This is a genomic window from Allostreptomyces psammosilenae, from assembly GCF_013407765.1.
Lineage (GTDB): Bacteria > Actinomycetota > Actinomycetes > Streptomycetales > Streptomycetaceae > Allostreptomyces > Allostreptomyces psammosilenae.
On sequence record NZ_JACBZD010000002.1, the window covers coordinates 553,684 to 574,702 of the forward strand.

The 21,019-nt window shown below is 75.2% G+C and carries 18 protein-coding genes; 10 read left to right on the plus strand and 8 right to left on the minus strand.

Features of this window, described 5'->3' with window-relative positions; all coding sequences use genetic code 11:
• Positions 1 to 137 precede the first annotated feature (137 nt).
• A complete protein-coding gene (locus FHU37_RS24700) occupies positions 138 to 2,189 on the plus strand; it encodes a cell division protein PerM (RefSeq protein WP_179816871.1) in 2,052 nt (683 codons plus the stop codon).
• A gap of 811 nt (positions 2,190 to 3,000) precedes the next feature.
• Here FHU37_RS24700 and FHU37_RS24705 read toward each other — a convergent pair.
• A complete protein-coding gene (locus FHU37_RS24705) occupies positions 3,001 to 3,762 on the minus strand; it encodes a hypothetical protein (RefSeq protein WP_179816872.1) in 762 nt (253 codons plus the stop codon).
• Between the two features lie 403 nt (positions 3,763 to 4,165).
• Between FHU37_RS24705 and purN the strand changes: the two genes are divergently transcribed.
• Both purN and purH read left to right on the plus strand, forming a co-directional pair.
• A complete protein-coding gene (gene purN, locus FHU37_RS24710) occupies positions 4,166 to 4,798 on the plus strand; it encodes a phosphoribosylglycinamide formyltransferase (RefSeq protein WP_179817356.1) in 633 nt (210 codons plus the stop codon).
• Positions 4,795 to 6,378 carry a bifunctional phosphoribosylaminoimidazolecarboxamide formyltransferase/IMP cyclohydrolase gene (gene purH / locus FHU37_RS24715; RefSeq protein WP_179816873.1) on the plus strand — a complete coding sequence of 528 codons (1,584 nt, stop codon included), beginning with the start codon at positions 4,795 to 4,797 and terminating at the stop codon, positions 6,376 to 6,378. Before purN ends, purH begins: the two co-directional genes overlap by 4 nt.
• 159 nt (positions 6,379 to 6,537) lie before the next feature.
• On the opposite strand, the gene FHU37_RS24720 is transcribed toward purH, so the two are convergent.
• From FHU37_RS24720 to FHU37_RS24740, 5 genes are all read right to left on the minus strand, one after another.
• Positions 6,538 to 8,082 carry a pyridoxal phosphate-dependent decarboxylase family protein gene (locus FHU37_RS24720; protein WP_246451278.1) on the minus strand — a complete coding sequence of 515 codons (1,545 nt, stop codon included), beginning with the start codon at positions 8,080 to 8,082 and terminating at the stop codon, positions 6,538 to 6,540.
• Positions 8,083 to 8,332: 250 nt separating this feature from the next.
• Positions 8,333 to 8,788, minus strand: coding sequence for an Lrp/AsnC family transcriptional regulator (locus FHU37_RS24725; protein WP_179816874.1), 456 nt, complete (start codon positions 8,786 to 8,788; stop codon positions 8,333 to 8,335).
• 173 nt (positions 8,789 to 8,961) lie between these two features.
• Positions 8,962 to 9,651 (minus strand): RDD family protein, encoded by a 690-nt coding sequence (locus tag FHU37_RS28655; RefSeq protein WP_179816875.1) that lies wholly within the window; start codon positions 9,649 to 9,651, stop codon positions 8,962 to 8,964.
• Positions 9,652 to 9,859: 208 nt separating this feature from the next.
• A complete protein-coding gene (locus FHU37_RS24735; protein ID WP_179816876.1) occupies positions 9,860 to 10,435 on the minus strand; it encodes a DUF2752 domain-containing protein in 576 nt (191 codons plus the stop codon).
• A gap of 2 nt (positions 10,436 to 10,437) precedes the next feature.
• The gene (locus FHU37_RS24740; protein WP_179816877.1) at positions 10,438 to 11,049 is read right to left on the minus strand and encodes a DUF4190 domain-containing protein; all 612 of its coding nucleotides are present in this window, start codon (positions 11,047 to 11,049) and stop codon (positions 10,438 to 10,440) included.
• Between the two features lie 1,124 nt (positions 11,050 to 12,173).
• Here FHU37_RS24740 and FHU37_RS24745 point away from each other — a divergent pair.
• Both FHU37_RS24745 and FHU37_RS24750 read left to right on the plus strand, forming a co-directional pair.
• Positions 12,174 to 13,037 carry a bifunctional methylenetetrahydrofolate dehydrogenase/methenyltetrahydrofolate cyclohydrolase gene (locus FHU37_RS24745; RefSeq protein WP_179816878.1) on the plus strand — a complete coding sequence of 288 codons (864 nt, stop codon included), beginning with the start codon at positions 12,174 to 12,176 and terminating at the stop codon, positions 13,035 to 13,037.
• A 167-nt stretch (positions 13,038 to 13,204) separates the two neighbouring features.
• A complete protein-coding gene (locus FHU37_RS24750) occupies positions 13,205 to 13,699 on the plus strand; it encodes a DUF3017 domain-containing protein (RefSeq protein ID WP_179816879.1) in 495 nt (164 codons plus the stop codon).
• A gap of 118 nt (positions 13,700 to 13,817) precedes the next feature.
• Here FHU37_RS24750 and FHU37_RS24755 read toward each other — a convergent pair whose 3' ends face one another.
• Positions 13,818 to 14,507, minus strand: coding sequence for a TetR/AcrR family transcriptional regulator (locus FHU37_RS24755; RefSeq protein WP_179816880.1), 690 nt, complete (start codon positions 14,505 to 14,507; stop codon positions 13,818 to 13,820).
• A 142-nt stretch (positions 14,508 to 14,649) separates the two neighbouring features.
• Here FHU37_RS24755 and FHU37_RS24760 point away from each other — a divergent pair, with 142 nt between their 5' ends.
• On the plus strand, positions 14,650 to 16,263 hold the full coding sequence (locus FHU37_RS24760) for an MDR family MFS transporter (protein WP_179816881.1): 1,614 nt from the start codon (positions 14,650 to 14,652) through the stop codon (positions 16,261 to 16,263).
• Between the two features lie 212 nt (positions 16,264 to 16,475).
• Here the strand turns inward: FHU37_RS24760 and FHU37_RS24765 are convergent, their stop codons facing one another.
• Positions 16,476 to 16,775 carry an SCO4848 family membrane protein gene (locus tag FHU37_RS24765; RefSeq protein WP_179816882.1) on the minus strand — a complete coding sequence of 100 codons (300 nt, stop codon included), beginning with the start codon at positions 16,773 to 16,775 and terminating at the stop codon, positions 16,476 to 16,478.
• Positions 16,776 to 16,887: 112 nt separating this feature from the next.
• On the opposite strand from FHU37_RS24765, the gene FHU37_RS24770 reads away from it, so the two are divergent.
• From FHU37_RS24770 to FHU37_RS24785, 4 genes are all read left to right on the plus strand, one after another.
• Positions 16,888 to 18,204, plus strand: a complete 1,317-nt coding sequence (locus FHU37_RS24770; RefSeq protein WP_312892843.1) for a D-alanyl-D-alanine carboxypeptidase family protein — start codon at positions 16,888 to 16,890, stop codon at positions 18,202 to 18,204.
• A 104-nt stretch (positions 18,205 to 18,308) separates the two neighbouring features.
• The gene (locus FHU37_RS24775) at positions 18,309 to 18,902 is read left to right on the plus strand and encodes an SRPBCC family protein (RefSeq protein WP_218904783.1); all 594 of its coding nucleotides are present in this window, start codon (positions 18,309 to 18,311) and stop codon (positions 18,900 to 18,902) included.
• A 23-nt stretch (positions 18,903 to 18,925) separates the two neighbouring features.
• The gene (locus tag FHU37_RS24780) at positions 18,926 to 20,098 is read left to right on the plus strand and encodes a zinc-dependent alcohol dehydrogenase (protein ID WP_179816885.1); all 1,173 of its coding nucleotides are present in this window, start codon (positions 18,926 to 18,928) and stop codon (positions 20,096 to 20,098) included.
• 95 nt (positions 20,099 to 20,193) lie between these two features.
• Positions 20,194 to 20,973: a MerR family transcriptional regulator gene (locus tag FHU37_RS24785; RefSeq protein WP_179816886.1), complete on the plus strand. Its 780-nt coding sequence runs from the start codon at positions 20,194 to 20,196 to the stop codon at positions 20,971 to 20,973.
• Positions 20,974 to 21,019 lie beyond the last annotated feature (46 nt).

Consider the following 21,019-nt stretch of genomic DNA (forward strand, 5'->3'; position numbering starts at 1 on the left):
GGGCTCCGGCAGGGGCGAGGGCGGCTCGTCGCGAATCCCACCCTTCAATCCGAAAAGCTGGTATTCGTATCATCCGGGACATGTCGGCCATTCTCCTGTTACCGGGTCAGAATGGGTGTACTTGCCACCATGGGCCCATGACCCAGCTGAACCCGGACACCGGCCGAATCGGGCTGAGCGGTTCCGCCGGTCCTGCCGGTTCCGCCGGTGGTACGGGGCGGCGTGCGGCCCAACCCGCCCCCGCGGCGCTCCGTGCAGCCGGAGCCGGTGCCGGAGCCCTGATCGGAGCGGCCACCGCCTGCCTCGGCCTGCTGATCCACGGCCTGGTCGGCATCGGCCTGTGGGTCGCCTCCCCGTACCACGACGGCACGATGGACGCGGCGCTGCACACGGCCATGTGCCTGTGGTTCGCCGGACACGGCGCCGACCTGGTGCGCGAGGTGAGCCCCGGCCTGCCCACCGTCCCGGCCAGCCTGACGCCGCTCGGCCTGGCGGTGCTGCCGGCCCTCCTGCTGGTGCGGTCCGGCCGCGCGCTGGCCCACGGCCCGTGGACGCGCGACAGCGCGGAACCGGGCCACCACGCGGATCACGCCCCGGATCGCCACCCGGGCGGGGCCACCGCCGGCGCACACGTCCCCGCCGCGGGCGCCGATCGCTCCGTTCGTGCCGACCGCGGCGTTCCTGCCGATCACGCCGTTGGTGCCGATCACGCCGTTCGTGCCGACTCGCCGACGCACCCGGCCCCGGGCGGGCGCGGTGGGCCCGAGCCGATCCGCATGCTGCCGCCGCTTGGCGGGCTCGTCCTCGGATACGCCACCACCGCCGTGCTGGTCGCCGGCGCCACCGACGCCGCCCGGCTGAGCGCACCCGCCGCCTCCGTGGCCGTGATGTGTGCGGCCGTGGCGCTGCTGTTCGCGGCGATCGGCGCCTGCCTGGAGTCCGGCTCGCGGCCGTGGCGCGACCTGCTGCTGTGGTGGCAGTGGCGCGCCGACGACCCGGACGGACCGCAGTCGTGGGTCCTGCGTGCCTGCGCGCCCGCCGTCGCCCGCGGCGCCCTGCACGGCGCCTGCGCGATGGCCACGGCGCTGGTCGGCGCGGGCGCCCTGCTGGCGGCCGTCGCCCTGACGCTGCACGCCGGCCTCGCCGTCGAGTACCTGCGCGTGCTCGCCCGCGACCTCCCCGGGGGCGTCGCCGTCACGCTGCTCTGCCTGGCCGCCGTGCCGAACGCGGCGGCGTGGGGCGCCGCCTACCTGCTCGGGCCTGGTTTCGCGGTCGGCGCCGGCACGTCCGTCTCCCCGGCCGGCGTCACGCTGGGGCCCCTCCCGGACTTCCCGCTGCTCGCCGCCCTCCCCACGCCGCCCGGCACGGCCGGTGGCTGGGCGTGGGCCGCCCTCGCCGCGCCGGCGCTCGGCGGCGTTGTGGCCGGGGCCGTGGTGCTCCGCGCCGCCGCCGACTGGGAGGCGACAGCCCGCGCCCACGGCTGCGGGGGACGGGCCGGGGAGGGCGTCGACGCTTCTGCCGCGGGGGCCGACGGCGGTGCGGGTTGCGGGGGCGGCGGTGGGTTGCCGTCGGCCGGGCTCGGTACCGGCGCCACGGCCGTGGCGGTGCTGGGCGCGGCGGTGTTCGCCGGGGTGGTGATGGCGGTGGCATCGTGGCTGTGCGGGGGCGCGATGGGCGACGGGCGGATGGCCGAGCTCGGTCCGCGCCCGTGGTTGGTGGGCGTTGCCACCGGCGGGTGGACGGCGGGCGCCGGCCTCCCCACCGCCCTGCTGCTGCGTCGCCGGGCTGCCGGTGGGGGTGAGGCCGTGGATGGCGTTGAGGCCGTGGGTGCCGCTGAGGCCGGCGGCGGGGCGGCGGAACCGGCGGCATCGGGGGAGGCCTCCTTCCGGCCCGCCGCTGCTCGGGACACCGCGGGGGCGTGGTGGGGGCGGGTGCGGGCGACCTGCCGCCGGCGGGCCAAGGGCCACGGCCGAGGCGCCGAGCGGCGGCCGGGGGACGATGGCGACGGCGACGACTTCGGCACGTTGCCCGGCTACCGCGACTACCTGCACCTGGTCCGCCAGGGCGGTCACGCGCCGGACGACGAGGGGGATGTGGATGTGGAGGACGCGCCGGCCGGCGACGCGGCGGAAAGTGCCGCAGGGCTCGTGCCCCGACACACGACCGGCGGCGTGCCCCCGAACGTGTGACCCTCTCGCGCCCGCAGGGCAACGGCCCCCACGTGGGGGCCGGCCCGCAGAGCGGGGACGAGTCCTGGAGTGGGCCGCGGGTGGAGGGATGAGCCTTGGGGTGGGCGCGCGCTGGAGCCCCCCGCCCGATAGCGCCGCGCGCATGCCAAAAATCCGGCTCCACCACCCCACATCGCCTGGGGGGACCCCCTGTTTCAGGATCCCACGAGTTGGTCACGGAGAGGCAGCCCTCTTGTGCAGCCTGTGGATAACTTGCTCTGCCTGGGGCATGTGAGCCTGGTGGTGCCCTGGAGTTTGGCTGCCGGTAGTGGGATGGGGGCATGTCAAGGCTTCAGTTGCACCACCCCACCTCGCCCGGGGGGACCCCCTGTTTTCAGGATGGCACGGGGTGATCACGGAGGGGCAGTCCCCTCGTGCAGCCTGTGGATAACGTGGCTCGTCCCTCCAGTCCCCGCGGCGGCTAAGGAGCAGCGGCTCATCGGGGCGGCGCCACGGGGGCAGGGCGAAGGAGGCAGAGGGGGCCGGCCAGGGCAGGGATGGGCGGGCCAGGGCGAGGGAGGCAGAGGCGGCGGGCCAGGGCAGGGATGGGCGGGCAGGGGAGCGGAGGCAGGTGGGGAATCCGGAGTTCCCGGGCGCGTCACGCGGCTATCCGCAGCTACCCGCAGCTATCGGCAACCTCGCGCGACGCGCCCGGTGCGCCTGAAACCCCCGCTCGCGATCCCCTCCCGATCCGCATCCGCACATGAACGAGGCGTGCGGCCCCGGCCCGCTCCAGGGCCGGGCCCGCACGCCTCGGGGAACGCCTCGCCGATCAGTTCTGGTCGTATACGGTGCGCAGGGGCTCCGGGAGCCTGGTGAGGCAGGCGTCCCGGGCCGTGAGGGTGAGGGACTGGTCCACGCAGGTGAAGTAGTCGTCGTACGCGAAGCGGATGGTGAACGTCCCCGCGACGAACGACAGCGCCACCACTCCCGACGCCAGCCCCATGAACGCGGCCGTCGCCTGGGAGCGTCCACCCGCCGGGCGCCCCTCCGGCCGGGCGGCCGCGCCGGCCGCGCCCGCCGCGCCGGCGCCCCAGGGGCCGCCGTTCGGCCGCCGGCCCGCCGCCCCGGCCGCGCCCGCCGCCCCGGCGGGTGCCTCGCGGCGCCCGCCGAGGGCCCGGAAGGAGGTCCAGCCCCAGTACACGGCGAGCGCGCCGGCCAGCAGGGCGACCTGCCACAGGCCGATCAGCCCGGCGAACACGCCCCACACGCCCGCGAGGATGCCGTAGCGGGCGCGGCGCTGCATCGGGTCGCGCGGGTCGAAGTCGGCGCCGGGGCGCGGACGGCCCTGGTCGCCGCCCGGGGGCGTGCCGCCGTCGCGGTCGCCGAGGCGCCCGGGCCACGGTCCGGGGCCGCGCCCCTCGCCGTCGCCGGTGTGGCCGGTGCCGTCCCCGTCCTGCCGGGGGCTCTGCCGGGGCCGCCACGGCCGCTCCGGGGCACCCTCCGGCGGCGGCCCGAACGGGTTGTGTTCCTGGGGAACGTCCGGCCCGGGCCCGGTGGTCCCGTGCCCGCTGGTGCTCTGGCCGCTGCTCATGGTGTGAAGGATGTCCCCAATCGTCTCCAGGGCCCGGCGGGGCCCCGTGCCGTCATGCGACGGGGCGTGCTGTCCGCCCCGGTCCGGTGCCTGATTTTGCCCACACCTGACCAACGCAACGGTTCCACATTTCGTCCCCGAGACGCACGCGGCCCGTCCCGGAGACCCGTGCGGCCCGTCCCGGAGCCGCATCCGGATCGCGCCGGAGCCGCACCCGGGTCGTGCCCCAGCCCCAAGCGCTACGCGCGTAGAGTCACCGTTGGGCGACGCTGCGTGCGAGGCGCCATCGGGACGCAAGTATCGTTACCGGGGTGAACCGGTGCCCGCCGCCGGGCGTCGCACCGCCACACCGCCGCACACCTTCCTGGAGAACCTCCCCGTGGTACCCCCCGCTCCGAGCGTCGTGTCGTTCCCCGCCCGGACCCCCGGCCCCGCCCGGCTGGTCGTGCTGGTCTCCGGCTCCGGCACCAATCTCCAGGCCCTCATTGACGCCTGCGCGGACCCCTCCTACGGCGCGCGCGTCGTCGCCGTCGGCTCCGACCGCCTCGGCATCGCCGGTCTGGAGCGCGCCGAGCGCGCCGGCATACCCACCTTCACCGCCTCGCTCGCGGACTTCCCGGACCGCGCGGCCTGGGATCACGCCCTCACCGAGGCGACCGCCGCCCACGACCCGGACCTGGTGGTCTCCGCCGGGTTCATGAAGATCGTCGGCGCCCAGTTCCTCGCCCGCTTCGCCGGCCGGATCGTCAACACCCACCCGGCCCTGCTGCCGGCCTTCCCCGGGGCCCACGGGGTCCGCGACGCCCTCGCCTACGGCGCCAAGGTGACCGGCTGCACGGTCCACCTCGTCGACGAGGGGGTGGACACCGGCCCGATCATCGCCCAGGGCGCCGTCCCCGTCCTGCCCGAGGACGACGAGGACACGCTCCACGAGCGCATCAAGCAGGTGGAGCGCTCCCTGCTCGTCGACGTCGTGGGCCGCATCGCCCGCGAGGGTCACCGCATCGAAGGCAGAAAGGTCACCATCCCCTCATGAGTTCCACCCCCGACGCCCCCGCCGCCGGCGCCGAGCGGCGCCCGATCCGTCGCGCGCTCGTCAGCGTCTACGACAAGACCGGCCTGGAGGAGCTGGCCCGCGGCCTGCACGCCGCCGGCGTCGAGCTGGTCTCCACCGGCTCCACGGCCGCCCGGATCGCCGCGGCCGGCGTGCCCGTCACCCGGGTGGAGGAGCTGACCGGCTTCCCCGAGTGCCTGGACGGCCGGGTCAAGACCCTGCACCCCCGGGTGCACGCCGGCATCCTCGCCGACCTCCGCCTGGACTCCCACCGCGGGCAGCTCGCCGAGTTGGGCGTGGAGCCGTTCGAGCTGGTCGTGGTGAACCTCTACCCCTTCCGGGAGACCGTCGCCTCCGGCGCCACCCCCGACGAGTGCGTGGAGCAGATCGACATCGGCGGGCCCTCCATGGTGCGCGCCGCGGCCAAGAACCACCCCTCCGTGGCCGTGGTCACCGACCCCTCGCGGTACGGCGACGTCCTGGCGGCCGTGGCGGCCGGCGGGTTCGACCTGGCCGCCCGCAAGCGGCTGGCCGGCGAGGCGTTCCGGCACACCGCCGCCTACGACATCGCGGTGGCCACCTGGTTCGCCGAGGACTACGCCCCGGCCGACTCCGAGGACTTCCCGCCGTTCACCGCCGCGCTGCGCACCCGGCAGGAGGTGCTGCGCTACGGCGAGAACCCGCACCAGGCCGCCGCCCTGTACTCCGACGGCACCGGCGCCGGCCTCGCCGCCGCCGAGCAGCTGCACGGCAAGGCGATGTCCTACAACAACTGGGTGGACACCGACGCGGCCCGCCGCGCCGCCTACGACCACGCCGAGCCCTGCGTGGCCATCATCAAGCACGCCAACCCGTGCGGCATCGCGGTCGGCGCGGACGTCGCCGAGGCGCACCGGCTGGCCCACGCCTGCGACCCGGTGTCCGCGTACGGCGGTGTGATCGCGGTCAACCGGCCGGTGTCGGTGGCCATGGCCGAGCAGGTCGCGGAGATCTTCACCGAGGTCATCGTGGCCCCCGAGTTCGAGGACGGCGCGGTCGAGGTGCTCGCCCGGAAGAAGAACATCCGGGTGCTGCGCGCCCCCGGCGCCCCGGGTGGTCCGGTGGAGACCCGGGCGATCGACGGCGGCCTGCTGCTCCAGCAGGTCGACCGCTACCAGGCGGACGGCGACGACCCGGCGAACTGGACGCTGGCCACCGGCGCGGCGCTGGGCGAGGACGACCTGCGCGACCTCGCCTTCGCCTGGCGCGCGGTCCGCTCCGTGAAGTCCAACGCGATCCTGCTGGCCTCCGGCGGCGCCACCGTCGGTGTCGGCATGGGGCAGGTCAACCGGGTGGACTCGGCCCGCCTGGCGGTGGGCCGCGCCGGCGAGCGGGCGGCCGGCTCGGTGGCCGCCTCGGACGCCTTCTTCCCCTTCCCGGACGGCCTCCAGGTGCTGATCGACGGCGGCGTCAAGGCCGTGGTGCAGCCCGGTGGTTCGGTGCGGGACAACGAGGTGATCGAGGCGGCGAAGGCCGCCGGCATCACCATGTACCTCACCGGGACCCGGCACTTCTTCCACTGATTCCGCGGACCCCACCGGTCCCACCGAGTGACTCCTCCGAGCCCACCCGAGCCCGTGCAGTACCAGGGCCCGGGTGGGCTCGGTGCGGTGAGGGCCCGGTGCGGTGAGGGCCCGTGTGGTGAGAGCCCGGTGCGGTGAGGGCGGGGCGCTCCGCGGTGGTCACTCCATGGTGGCCAGGATCTCCCGCACCACCCCGGTCGTGGTGCCGGGGTGCAGGAAGGCCAGGCGGGCCACCGTCTCGCCCTGCCAGGTGGTCGGCGTCACGAACGCCACCTGCCCGGCCAGCAGCCGCTCCGACCAGGCGTGGTAGTCCTCCGGCGCCCAGCCCGGGCGGCGCAGCAGCACCACGGACAGCTCCGGTTCGCGCACCAGCTCGACGTGCGGGGCCCGCCGCACCAGTTCGGCCGCCTCCCGCGCCAGCGTCAGCGCCGCCTCGATGGCGTCGCGGTAGGCGTCGGTGCCGTGCACGGCGAGCGAGAACCACAGCGGCAGGCCGCGCGCCCGCCGGGTGAGGTGGTAGGCGTAGTCGGTGGGGTTCCACTCCTCGGGGGAGTCGGTGTGGATGACGTCCAGGTAGGACGCGTCCTGGGTGTGCACGGCCTTGGCCAGCCGCGGCCGGCGGTACAGCAGCGCGGCGCAGTCGAACGGGGCGAAGAGCCACTTGTGCGGGTCGACGACGAGCGAGTCGGCGTGCTCGATGCCGGCGAACCGTTCCCGCACGCTGGGTGCGAAGAGCGCGGCGCCGCCGTAGGCGCCGTCCACGTGGAACCACATGCCGTGCTCGCGGGCCACCTCGGCGACGCCCGCCAGGTCGTCGACGATGCCGGCGTTGGTGGTGCCGGCGGTCGCCACGACGGCCACGACGTCGCCGGGGGCCGGGTCCCGGGCCAGGGCTTGGCGCAGCGCCCGCCCGGTCATCCGGTGGTCCGGGGAGGGGACGACCAGGGGGTCCGCGCCGATGATGCGCAGGGTGCTGGCGATCGAGGAGTGGGCCTGCTCCCCGACGGCGATCCGCACCCGTGGCGGGGGCTGACGCGGTGTCCCAGTGGCGTCGGGTTCGGCCAGCCGGCGCAGGCCGGTGTCCCGGGCCACCACCAGGGCGGCGAGGTTGCCGGCGGAGCCGCCGGTGACGAAGCAGCCGCCGGCCTGCGCCGGCATTCCCGCCTGGTCGGCGATCAGCCGCAGCACCTGGTTCTCGGCCGCCACCGCCCCGGCCGCCTCCAGCCAGGAGATGCCCTGGAGGGAGGCGCAGGAGACCACCATGTCGAAGAGCAGGGCGGCCTTGGTGGGGGCGGCGGGGATGAAGGAGAGGAAGCGCGGGCTGTCGCAGGAGATGACCGCCGGCGCCAGGTGGTCGGCGTAGATCGCCAGCACCTCGGCCGGGTCCCGTCCGGTGGGGCCGAGCAGGCCGTTGAGGACGCGTTCCAGCTTGTCGCGGGAGCCGGGATGGTCCAGGGGCACCGGATCGAGTTGCAGCCGGCCGCGCATGTAGTCGAACACCAGGTCGGCGAGGCGGTCGTCGTAGGTGTGCATCGAGGTGACGGGGCGGCGGGCCGTGCCGCCCGGGGGCGCCGTGCCGTCGGGGCTCGTGGTGGTGGGGGTGGTGATGGGAGTGGCGCTGGTGGGATCGGCGGTGGCCGGGGTGGCGGTGGGGGCGGGGCCGGCGGTGCGGGGCGTGGAACGGGCGGGGAGGGTGGGCTCCATGGGGTCGGTGCTCCGCGGGAATCCGATGAGGGTGGGAGGGCGCGCCGGTCACCGGACGGCTCCGGTGCGTGTCCCGACGGCCTGCAACGACCCTAAGCACCCGTCTGACGTGGCCCAATGCACCACGCTTGCGCGTTGCGGGCGATCCGTTGCGCGCACACCCGTACGGCCGTCGATCCGTTGCGTGCGGCTTCTGGGGCAGCGGGCGCGGGCGCGGATTCCGGGGCGCTGGAGGGGGTGGGACGGCCGGTCAGCCGGCGACGTCGGAGCCGGAGCGCCGAACCAGCCGGGAGAGCACGACGGAGCTGCGGGTCCGCACGACGAACGGCTCGGCGTTGATCCGCTCCAGGGTCGCCTCGAAGTGCTGCACGTCGGCGGTGAGCAGGTGCACCAGGGCGTCGGCGTCGCCCGTGACGGTGCTGGCGGAGAGCACCTCGGGGTGCTTCTCCAGGGCCCGGGCGATCTCCGCCGGCGAGGTGCGGCCCCGGCAGTAGAGCTCCACGTACGCCTCGGTCGTCCAGCCCAGCGCGGCGGGTTCCACGGACGCCGAGAAGCCGGTGATGGCCCCGGACTCCACCAGCCGGTCGACCCGCCGCTTGACGGCGGGGGCGGAGAGCCCGACCAGCGCGCCGATCTCGGCGTACGTCGCGCGGGCGTCGTTGATCAACGCCGCGACGATACGGCGGTCGACGGGGTCGAGGGTCATCGCGGGCGTCCTGGGGCGGGGAGGGGTGGGGGAGCGGAAGCCGGGGATACGGGAGCGGGGACGGGGGGTGTACGGGGGAACCGGTCGAGGACGCGGTTCGGCTCGCCCGTCGGCCGGGTGCGACGCGGCCAGCGGGCGAGCCGGGGAGTGAACCGGGTGGGACGGCGGACGCGTCAGCGCGGGGTGCGCACCACCACGGTGCCGACGATCTTGTCGGCGAACGTCTGCTTCCGCTCGTCCCACAGCGGCCACAGGTAGCCGAGCATCAGGAAGCCGTCCACCACGTGGCACAGCCGCCGGACGAACGCCATGCCGAAGCCGATCGGCTGCCCGTCGGAGGCGCGGACCAGCCGGATGCCCATCGAGCGCTTGCCCGGGGTCTGGCCGGTGCGGCCCTCGCGGGCGATGAAGACCAGGCCGATGATGAAGCCCAGCAGGCCGCCGAGGCCGAGCAGCAGGTAGGCGACGGGGTTCACCTCGGGCGTGCTGTTGTAGGTGCCGCTGTAGGCGTCGTACGAGTTGGCGTAGTCCACCGTCGCGGAGATGATCATCACGTAGCCGATGGTGATCAGGATGCCCGGGATCAGGCCCGCGATCAGGTAGTCCATGAAGTAGGCCGCCACGCGGGCGCCCCAGTTGGCGTAGGACGGCGCGGCGTAGCCGCCACCGCCGCCGTAACCGTAGCCGGCCTGCGGCTGCTGGTAGCCGTAGGGGGCCTGGGGCGGGACCCCGGCGGGACCGGGCTGCGGGTAGCCGTAGCCCGGCTGGGCCTGGGGCTGCGGGGCGCCGTAGCCGCCCTGCTGCGGGTAGCCGTAGCCGGGCTGCTGGCCGGCGTAGGGGTTGGGGCCGGACGGGTAACTCACCGGGGCTCCTTCGACGTGGGTCTGAGGACGGGACTGGTTGGGTGGTGACTGGCTGGGTGGTAACTGACTCGGTGTGGTGACTGGCGGGGTGTGCGGAGGTGCGCTGTGCCCGTGGTCGGCGGGTTCGGCGGGGCGGCGGGTCCGGTGACGGTCGGTGGGCCGTGCGGACGGCTCCTGCCCGGCCGTCAGGTGGCGCGGGTGGCGGACGTCACGGGCGGCCGATGCCGATCCGCCACAGTTGCCAGGCCCATGCCACCGCAAGCGCCACGGCGAGCAGCGCCCAGCGGCTGACCACCGGGACGGCCGGCCAACGGCCGGGCGGCACGGCGGGGGCGGCGACCGCGGCGGACGCGGCCAGCGCCGTCACCGGATTGGCCAGCAGGGCCGCCGACCAGTTCCCGCGGCCGAGCTCGACGAGGAACGTCGTGCTGCCGCACGCCGGACACGGCAGACCGGCCACCAGTCGTAATGGACACAGCACCCCCGGGTCGTGCCAGGAGTGCAGGCGGGCCGCGGCCACCGCGGCCCCGCCGGCCAGCGCGCCCCGGAGCAGCACCTCGCCGCCGCGCCCCGCGGGGCGCCGTCGCCAGCCGGCCAGACGGGCGGCCAGCGGACCGGCCGGCCTGGGCGCGGGAGCGAAGCCGCCGCCAGGCGGGGCGACGGCCGCGCGGCCGGTCCGCCCGTGCCGCGCCCGCGGGCGCGCGGCGGATCCGTGGGCCGTGGTCCGCGCCCCGGTTTCCACCTCGGTCCGCCCGGCGGACGGCGCGGCGCTGCGATCGGGCACGCTCAGCCCCCGAAGGCCACCGGGGCGAGGAGCGCCGCCGAGTCCGGCAGGGCGGCCGGACCTGGCCGGGCCGCCGAATCGGGGAGGGGGCCGGCGGGGGCGTCGACCGCGAGCGTCACGGACGCCGGCGCCGTCGTCGACGGCATCACCTCGACGCTGTCCAGCCGGATGGCGACGGCCACCCAGGCGAGCGTCAGCGCGATGGTGGCGACGTTCAGCACCAGGCCGCCGACCGCGGCGGTGCGGCCGATCCCGGTGCGCCCGGCCTGCCGCAGCGCGGCGATGCCGAGGCCCAGGCCGACGCAGGCCAGCACCCCGCCGATGAAGAAGATCGCCAGCAGCGCGGAGATCACGCCGATGACCAGCGAGGCCGTCGCGTAGCCGTTGCTCTGCGGGGGCGCCTGCACCACGCCCGGGACGTAACCGGGGGGCACCGGCGGCTGCGCCGGGTACCCGACCGGGGGCTGCTGCGGGCCCGGGCCCGGCTGGGGGTAGCCGTACTGACCGGAAGGGCTGTGCGGGTAGCCGTAGCCTCCCGGCCCGCCGGCCCCACCGGTCCCCCCGCCGGCCGGCCCTGGCTGGGGCTGCGGCGGCCCCGCGTAGGGATTCGACATCCGTACTGCCCCCGTTCCGGCACGACGCCGCGCCGTGCCGTCCTCTCCGTATCGCTGTCCGCCGCACGCTCGCCCGCCCGGGCCACCTGGCGCGCCTCGGGCGCGCCGACGCCGAGCGCCCGTCGGGGCGCCGGCTGGCACGGGCCGGCCGGGTGGTCCACTTGCCGGCCGCGAGGGCCGGTGGGTTGGTGGTCGGCGATCCGTGCGACTGCCGGCCGCCATCGTCCATGCCGCGCGGGGGAGGTGTCCAGCCGATACGAGGCTTCGTTGCCCATTCGGAACGAATCGTCGCTTTCCGGCCACCCGTACGTGCGATTTCCATTCTGCCTGTCGAACACCTGTCAACGGTGCCCGACACGGCCGGGGAGTGCCGGTCGGCGCTCGCGCGGGGGGCCGTCAGTCCGCCCGCGGGGGGCGGCCGTTGCCCGAATGCTCGCCTGGGGCGCCCTGCCCGTTCCGGAATATCCCGCTCCGTCACACATATCCGCTTTTCGGACAACGCCCCGTAGGGGGCCCGAAGGGGGACCCCCTTACTTCAACGATGGCATGGAGCGTCGGCGCGCCGCAGCCCCCCGGTTCCGGCCTGTGGATAACTTCGCGGCGAGCCGGGCGGGCGCCCTACGGCGGGGCCCTGCGGGCGGGTGCCCGGCGGCGGGGCTCTCCCGGTGGGGCCCTGCGGGCGGGGCTCCCCGGACGGGTGCCCGGCGGCGGGGAGGGGGCGCGTGCGCGAACACTCCTCCTGATCCGGGAGGATGTACGTCGTGGGGGAGACGAGCCCGCCGGCGCGGGCCCGCGCTTCCCTCGCCCATCTCTCCCCGTGGTCCCCGGGCCCGGCGGCCCGCACCCCGGTCGGGCCGGCCAGCGCGTGGCGCCGGTACGCCGGTGCCCCTCGGGCCTGGACGGGGCGGGCCCCGAACGGGGGCCGTGGCCGGGAACGGGTCGCGCCTCGCCGAGCGTCGCCAGGATCGGGAGGCGGGGCACGCGCGGACCGCGAGGGAGCCGAGGAGCGCGAGGAGCACGGGGGGCGCAAGGAGTTGCCCCGCCGAGCGGCCGTGGCCCTCGCGGGGCAGGCTGGGACACAGCCAGGCTTGGACACAGCGAAGCACAGCTAAGGAGACGTCCGCATGAACGCCCGGGTCCTCGACGGTAAGGCCACCGCCGCCGCGATCAAGTCCGAACTCGCCGGCAGGGTCGCCGCGCTGCGGGAACGCGGCATCACTCCGGGCCTCGGCACCGTGCTGGTCGGCGACGACCCCGGCAGCCGCTCCTACGTCGCCGGCAAGCACCGCGACTGCGCGCAGGTCGGCATCGCCAGCATCCAGCGCGAGCTGCCGGCCGACGCCACGCAGGCGGACGTGGAGGCGGTCGTCGCCGAGCTCAACGCCGACCCGGCCTGCACCGGCTACATCGTCCAGCTGCCGCTGCCGGACGGCCTCGACGCCAACCGGGTGCTGGAGCTGATGGACCCGGCCAAGGACGCGGACGGCCTGCACCCCACCAACCTCGGCCGGCTGGTGCTCGGCCAGGAGGCGCCGCTGCCCTGCACCCCGCGCGGGATCGTGGAGCTGCTGCGCCGCTACGAGGTGGACATCGCCGGGGCGCACGTCGTGGTCGTCGGGCGCGGGGTCACGGTGGGGCGCCCGATCGGGCTGCTGCTCACCCGGCGCAGCGAGAACGCCACGGTGACGCTCTGCCACACCGGCACCAAGGACCTCGCCGCTCACGTGCGGCAGGCGGACATCGTGGTGGCGGCGGCCGGGGTGGCCGGGCTGATCACGGCCGACATGGTGCGCCCCGGGGCGGCCGTGCTGGACGTGGGCATCACCCGCACGGACGCCGGTCTGGTCGGCGACGTGCACCCCGACGTCCGGGACAAGGCGGCCTGGGTGGCCCCGATGCCGGGCGGTGTCGGGCCGATGACCCGGGCCATGCTGCTGACCAACGTGGTGGAGGCCGCCGAGCGCGCGGCGGCGGGTTCCGCGCGGTAACGACGGCGAGGACCGGGCCGCCCGGGCGAGCAGTGGGGCCGGCGCGGCCCGGGAGGCTCGGGTGGCCGGGGCCGCCGCGGCGTCCGGGGGCGGCGTCCGCGGGCGGCCGGCGGGTGCGGGGACAGGCGGGACGAGGACGGGACCGGGAGACGGGACGGAGCAGGACGATGGCAATCGTGCAGGACGCCGGCGGGGCCGCGGGCGAGCGGGGGGCCGGCCCGGACGCCGAGGGTCGGGGCGCCGAGGGGCGGGGCGGCGGGGACGGGACCCGGCCGCCGGCCGGCGCCACCGGGATCCGGCCGCGCTCTGCCAGGAGCGGGCGCACGGAGGGCGTCTACCCGCCGGAGGGCGGGATGCCGCGGCGCCGCGGGGGGGCGTTCCGGGAGTGGCCGATCACGCTGCTGCTGCTGGGGGCGGCGGCCGGCCTGGGGATCACGGCCACCGGCTCGTTCCGGGTGGGCATGGTGGTGCTGGGCTGCACGCTGCTGCTCGGCGCGGTGCTGCGCGGGGCGCTGCCGCGGGTGGGCATGCTGGCCGTGCGCAGCCGGTTCACCGACGTGCTGACGCTGACCGTGTTCGGCGCCGCCGTGGTGCTGTTCGCGCTGATCGCGCTGCCCGATCCGGTGCTGGACGTGCCCCTGGACGAGTTGAACTGGCGCTGAGCCGCCGGTGGGGCCCTGGCGGCGCCCGCCGGGGCGGCCCTCGGCGGAACGCCGCCCGGGCCGGGGGCCGAGGGGGCCCGGGGCCCGGGGTGGGGAGCGTGCGAGCGAGCGCGCCGGGTCACGGCTGTCGGCCGTGGCCCGGCGCCGCCGTGTCCTCGGGGTCGCCGGTGCCCGTCGGGGGCGGCTTGGCCTGGGTGTGGCCGTCCCCGGCGTGGTCGGCCTGGGCGTCCGCCGGGCCGCCGACCGGGGGCAGCATGAGGTGGGCGAGCTCCTTGGCGACGTCGATGATCTCCTCGTCGTCCGCGTCGAGGTCCTGGGCCGCCACGATCGCCACCTGGACGCTGATCAGCGCCATCCGGACCCGCAGCTGGTCGGCGACGGAGGCCTGCGGGTCGGTGAGGATGGCGAAGAGCTCGCGCAGCCGGCCGTGCATGCCGGCGTGCTTGGGGCTGAACTCCCGCAGCACGTGCTGGTTGGCCAGGGCGAAGCGGACCATCCGCAGGCCGCGGTCGCTGATCGTCTCCGCCCACCGGTCGACGACCTTGCGGGGCAGGTCGGGGGTGCGGGGCTGCGCGGAGGCCCAGGAGATGAGCTCGTCGACGACTTCGAGGCGATCGTCCAGCAGGGTGTGGACGATGTCCTCCTTGCTCTTGAAGTGGTAGTACAGGGCGGCCTTGGTGATGCCCAGCCGCTCCGCGATCTCCCGGAGCGAGGTGGCCTCGTAGCCCTTCTCCGTGAAGAGCGTCAGCGCGACTTCCTGGATCTCCGCCCGGGTGTCGCTGCCCCTGCGTCGCCTGGTGGCCTGCATGTCTCGCCCGCTCCTGTCCTGACCGACAACCTTGATCGTCCCCAGTCAAGGCTCCGGTTGCCAACTTACCGGTCGGCAAGTAGCTTACTAACCTGCCGGTAGGTAGATAGTCCTACCCTCAGATTTTCGAGAACGGGGCGCCATGGCAACCAACACACCAGCGAGCACACCACAGGCTCCACCCGAACAGGCGGTGCTCACCCCCCGCGAGATCCTCGTCGCGATGAGCGGCCTGGTCATCGCGATGCTGCTCGCCATGCTGGACAACATGATCGTGGCGCCGGCGCTGCCCACGATCGTCGGGGACCTCGGCGGTCTGGACCGCCTCGCGTGGGTGACCACGGCCTACATCCTGGCCTCCACGGCGGCCACCCCGATCTGGGGCAAGCTCGGCGACCTCTACGGCCGCAAGGGCGTCTTCATGTCCGCGGTGGTCATCTTCCTGGTCGGCTCCGCGCTGTGCGGCGTCGCACAGGACATGAACCAGCTCATCGCCTTCCGCGCCCTCCAGGGCCTGGGGGCGGGCGGTCTGATGGTCGGCGTCATGGCGATCATCGGCGAGATGGTCCCGCCCCGGGAGCGCGGGCGCTACCAGGGCGTGATGGCGGCCGTGATGCCCATCGCCATGATCGGCGGCCCGCTGGTCGGCGGCTTCATCACCGACAACCTCAACTGGCGCTGGGCCTTCTACGTCAACCTGCCGCTGGGCGCCGTCGCGCTCGCCGTGATCTGGTTCACCCTCAAGCTGCCCCGCCGGACGCGCGCCGGCGGGCGGGCGAGCATCGACTGGTCCGGCGCCGCGCTGCTCACCCTGTGGATCACCACGCTGGTGCTGATCACCAGCTGGGGCGGGACGGAGTACGCGTGGGGCTCGGGCCGGATCATCGGGCTGGGCGTGGTCACCGTGCTGGGCTTCGTCGCCTTCCTGATAGTGGAGCGGCGGGCGGTGGAGCCGGTCATGCCGCTGAGCGTGTTCCGCAACGCGAACTTCTCGCTCGCCGGCGCCCTCAGCTTCATCGTCGGCTTCGCGATGTTCGGCGGGGTGACCTTCCTGCCGCAGTTCCAGCAGTTCGTCCAGGGCTCCTCGGCCACCAACAGCGGCCTGCTGCTGATGCCGATGATGATCTCCGCGATGGCGGTCTCGGTGGCCGGCGGCCTGCTGATCACCCGCACCGGCCGCTACCGGGCCCTGCCGATCGCCGGCGGCGCCCTGCTGACCGCCGGGCTGGCGCTGATGTCCACGATGGAGCTCGACACCTCGCGGACCACCAGCGCCCTCTACATGATCGTGCTGGGCGCCGGCATGGGCTGCCTGATGCAGACCACCATGCTCATCGCGCAGAACAGCGTCGCGCTGCGGGACATGGGCGCCGCCACCGGCGCCTCCACCTTCCTGCGCAACATGGGCGGCTCGCTCGGCGTCTCCCTGCTGGGGTCGCTCTACACCAACCGCCTGCGGGACTCCCTGGAGGCCCAGGGCGGCGGCGCGGCGGCCGGCACGGAGGGGCTGGGGTCGATCGCGGAGGTCACCCCGGAGGTGCTGCGCCAGATGGCCGAGCCCGTCCGGCACGCCTTCCAGGTCGCGGTGACCGAGGGCATCCAGGTCGTCTTCGTCGGCAGCGCGGTGGTGGCGGCCGTGGGCTTCGTGCTGGCCTGGTTCATCCGCCACGTCCCGCTGCGCGGCTCGGGCCCGGCGCCCTCCGCGCCCCGGCAGGACGATCCGGTGCCGGTCGAGGCGGGCGCCGCGAAGGGCTGACCCGGGCGGTCCGGACGGCCTGACCCGTCCGGACGGCCGAGCGGGGGAACCGCACACGGGTGAAACGCCGCTGGGGCACCGCCCCGGCGGCGTCCACGGCCCCGGAGAGCAGCGGGGATCGGACGGGGGCGCGGGCCGGAGGCCGTGGGCAGGGGGCGCGGGCAGGGGGCGCGGGCAGGGGGACGCGGGCGGCGGGACGGCCGCCCGGAGCGTCAGGCGTGGGCCCCGCGCGCCCCACCGGACTCGCGGGACTCACGGCCCCCGCGGGCCGCACGCGCCTCGCGGCGCAGCGCGAGCAGCCCGCGCAGGCCGAGGACGCCGATGGCCGTGCCGAGCAGGAAGGACACCACGGCCAGCGTGAGGTGGACCCAGAAGTAGGCCGTCGGGCTGCCGTCCTCGAAGGCCAGACCCGAGCCGTCGGCCCACAGGTTGCGGACGAAGGTCGTCCAGATGAACCAGGACCACACGCCGAAGGCCAGCAGGAACCAGGACGCGGTACGGGAGAGCTTCACGGGGGATTCCACCTTGCCTAGCGGGACGCCGGACGGACCGGTCCTGTCCAGTATCCGCCGATCGGCGGGGGCGCGGGCGGCGGGGGTCGGCGGGTACGGGTACGGTCACGGCGTGCTACGTCAACTCGCCCGCCGGATACTGCTCCGGGAACGCCGTCCCGCCCGGATCACCGTGGCCCTGCTCGGAGCCGCGCTGCTGGTCGTCCCACCGGCCGCCACCGCCCGCGCCGCCGGGGCCGACACGCCCTCCCCCTCGCCCTCGGAGTCGGCGCCGCCGTCGCCCCCGGCGGTGATGTCGGCCGTCGGCGGGGAGCGGCTGGCCCAGCCGGGCGACCAGGTGGAGGCCGGCCCGGACACGCCGGAGCTGCCGGAGGACCTGACCGCGTACTCCTGGATGGTCTCCGACGCCACCACCGGCGAGGTGCTGGCCGCCCGCAACCCGCACTGGCAGCTGCCCCCGGCCTCCACGCTGAAGATGCTCTTCGCGGAGGTGCTGCTGCCCAGGTTCGAGCCCACCGGCACGCACACCGTCAGCGCGGAGGAGCTGGCCGGCGTCGGGGAGGGCAGCAGCCTGGTGGGCGTCAAGGAGGAGCTGACCTACACGGTCGAGGACCTCTGGCTCGGGGTCTTCCTGCGCTCCGGCAACGACGCCGTGCACGTGCTCTCCGCGATGGCCGGCGGGGTGCCGGAGGTGGTGCGGCAGATGCAGGAGCGCGCCATCGAGCTGAACGCCCTGGACACCCACGTGGTCACGCCGGACGGCTACGACGAGGACGGCCAGGTCTCCTCCGCCTACGACCTGACCCTGATCGCCCGCGCCGGCCTGCAGAACCCGGACTTCCGCCGCTACGCGAGCACCCGCACCGCCGAGTTCCCGGGGGAGGGGGACGAGACCTTCGAGATCCAGAACACCAACGACCTGCTCGGGGTGTACGAGGGCATGATCGGCGTGAAGAACGGTTACACCAGCAACGCCGGCAACACCTTCGTCGGCGCGGCGGAGCGTGACGGGCGCACCCTGCTGGTGGCCGTGATGCACCCCGAGCGCGGTGACGGCCTGGTCTACGACGAGGCGGAGGCGCTGCTGGACTGGGGGTTCGCGGCGGCGGGCACGGTGACGCCGATCGGCCGGCTGGTGGAGCCCGGCCCGCAGGTGGGGGAGGCGGGCGTCCAGGTGCCGTCCACCGCGCCCCCGGCCTCGCTGGCGCCGTGGCTGCTGCCCGCCTCCCCCACGCCGGCCGCGGCCGGGGGCGCCCAGGCGGAGGCGGCCGATGCCGGGCCGGAGCACGTCTCCGCGCCGAGCGCCGGGGTGAGCGGCCTGGGCCCGGGATCCGGGGCCTCGGGCGGGCGCACCGCGCTGTCGGTGGCGCTGCTGGTCTTCGTGCTCGGCGCGTGGGTGGTGGTGGCGGTGCTCCGGCGCCAGCGGTGAGCGCGGCGGGCGTCACCCGTCCGCCGCGGGGCGGCGCCGTGTGATCGCCGGTCGGCGTGGTAGTGGCGGCTGCGCCACTGGACGTCGACCGGATGAGGGAGAACGTGACCGGAACACTCGAGGACACTGGGAGCCGGCGCGCGGGCCTGGCGCGGTGGGCCCGTCTGGAGACGGTGACCACGCGCCTGACCGCCTCGGTGACCGTCAACCGTCCGCGCCGGGAGGTCTACGACTTCTGGCGCGACCTGCAGAACCTCCCGCGGTTCATGATCCACCTGAAGTCGGTGGAGCCGCGCCCGCAGGGGCGCACCCGCTGGACGGCGAAGGCGGCGCTGCGGGGGAGCGTGCACTGGGACGCCGAGATCGTCGAGGACACCCCGGGGGAGCTGATCTCCTGGCGTTCGCTGCCCGGCTCGGACGTGGACAACTCCGGCTCGGTGCGGTTCGCCGACGCCCCCGGCGGCCGGGGCACCGAGGTGCGGGTGGAGCTGGAGTACGGGCAGCCCGGGGGGCGGATGGGGGCCATGGTCGCCCGGTTCTTCGGAGAGCAGGCCGACCAGCAGGTGCGGGACGACCTGCGGCGCTTCAAGCAGGTGATGGAGACCGGCGAGGTGGTCCGCTCGGAGGGCAGCCCGGAGGGCACCCACGCGCGCCGGCAGCTCGCACAGCGGCCCGCCCGTCCCACCGCCGCGGCCTGAACCGACCACCCCCAGGAGGGCAGATGAAGGCCAACTGCTGGATGGGCCGGAACACCGTGCAGGTGGAGGAGGTCCCGGAGCCGCGGATCCTGAACGCGCGGGACGCGATCGTCCGGGTCACCTCGACCGCGATCTGCGGCTCCGACCTGCACCTGTACGACGGCTACATCCCGACGATGGAGCGCGGGGACATCCTCGGCCACGAGTTCATGGGGGAGGTGGTGGAGGTCGGGCCGGGCGTGTCGAACCTCGCGGTGGGCGACCGGGTGGTGGTGCCGTTCCCGATCGCCTGCGGGGCCTGCAACTCCTGCGAGCTGGGCCTGTACTCGGTGTGCGAGAACTCCAACCCCAACGCCGGCATGGCCGAGAAGATCATGGGGCACTCGCCGGCGGGCATCTTCGGCTACTCGCACATGCTCGGCGGCTACCCGGGCGGGCAGGCGGAGTACGCGCGGGTGCCGTTCGCCGACGTCGGGCCGGTGAAGATCGAGGACGACCTGCCGGACGAGCAGGTGCTCCTCCTCTCCGACGTCCTGCCCACCGGCTACATGGGCGCGGAGATGTGCGACATCCGGCCGGGGGACACCGTCGCGGTGTGGGGGGCCGGGCCGGTGGGCCAGTTCGCGGCGGTCAGCGCCCGGCTGCTCGGCGCTGAGCGGGTGATCGTCATCGACCGGGTGCCGGCCCGGCTGCGGATGGCCCGGGAGAAGGCCGGGGCGGAGACCGTCGACTACGAGGAGACGGACGTCCTGGACGCGCTGCGGGAGATGACCGCCGGGCGCGGACCGGACGCCTGCGTCGAGGCGGTGGGCATGGAGGCGCACCACCCCACCCCGGCGCTGCACGCCTACGACCGGGTCAAGCACGCCACCCGGCTGGAGAGCGACCGCCCGCACGCCCTCCGGGAGGCGGTGATGGCCTGCCGCAGCGGCGGGACGGTCTCCGTGATCGGCGTCTACGGCGGGTTCGTGGACAAGTTCCCGATGGGCGCGGTGATGAACCGGTCGCTGACCATCCGGGCGGGCCAGTGCCACGTCCAGCGGTACACCGCCCCGCTGCTGGAGCGGATCCGGGCCGGCGAGCTGGACCCGAGCTTCGTGATCACCCACCGGATGGGGCTGGACGAGGCCCCGGCGGCCTTCGAGATGTTCAAGAACAAGGAGCAGGACTGCGTGAAGGTGGTGCTGACGCCGTAGGCTCCGGCTCCGGCTGGTTCCGCGGGCGGCCCAGGCGGAGGGTTTGACCCTCCCGTTACGTGAGGCCGTAGCTTCGGGTTCCGGAGGTCGAAGCCATGAGCTACTCGGTCGGCAGGGTGGCCGCCGTCACCGGCGTCACCGTGCGCACCCTGCACCACTACGACGAGATCGGGCTGCTGTCGCCCAGCGGACGGACCGCCGCCGGCTACCGGCGCTACTCCGACGCCGACCTGGAGCGGCTGCAGCAGATCCTCGGGTACCGGGAGCTGGGCTTCGCCCTGGAGGAGATCGCGACCATCCTCGACGAGCCGTCCACCGGCGTGCTCGCGCACCTGCGGCGCCAGCACGCGCTGCTGACCGAGCGGATCGAGCGGCTGCGGCGGATGGTCGGCGCACTGGAGCTCACGATGGAGGCACACACGATGGGGATCCGGCTCACCCCGGAGGAGCGGTTCGAGGTCTTCGGCGACCACGACCCGGACCGGTACGCGGCGGAGGCCGAGGAGCGCTGGGGTGGCACCGACGCCTGGGCGGAGTCGCGGCGCCGGACGGCCTCCTACACCAAGGAGGACTGGAAGCGGATGCTGGCCGAGGGCGAGGCGCTGAACGGGCGGTTCGCCGAGGCGATGCGGGCCGGTGTCCCGGCCGACGACGAGCGGGCGATGGACCTGGCCGAGGAGCACCGCCGGTACATCACCGGGTGGCACTACCGGTGCAGCTACGAGGTCCACCGGGGCCTGGGGGAGATGTACCTGGCCGACGAGCGGTTCACCGCGTACTACGAGAAGACCGCCCCGGGGCTCGCCGGGTACGTCAGCGCGGCCATCCTGGCCAACGCCGACCGTGCCGCGGCGGCGGGGGCCGGTGCGCGGTGACCGCCCGGCGGGGGTGAGGACGGGGGAAACGGGCGGCGGCCCGCCG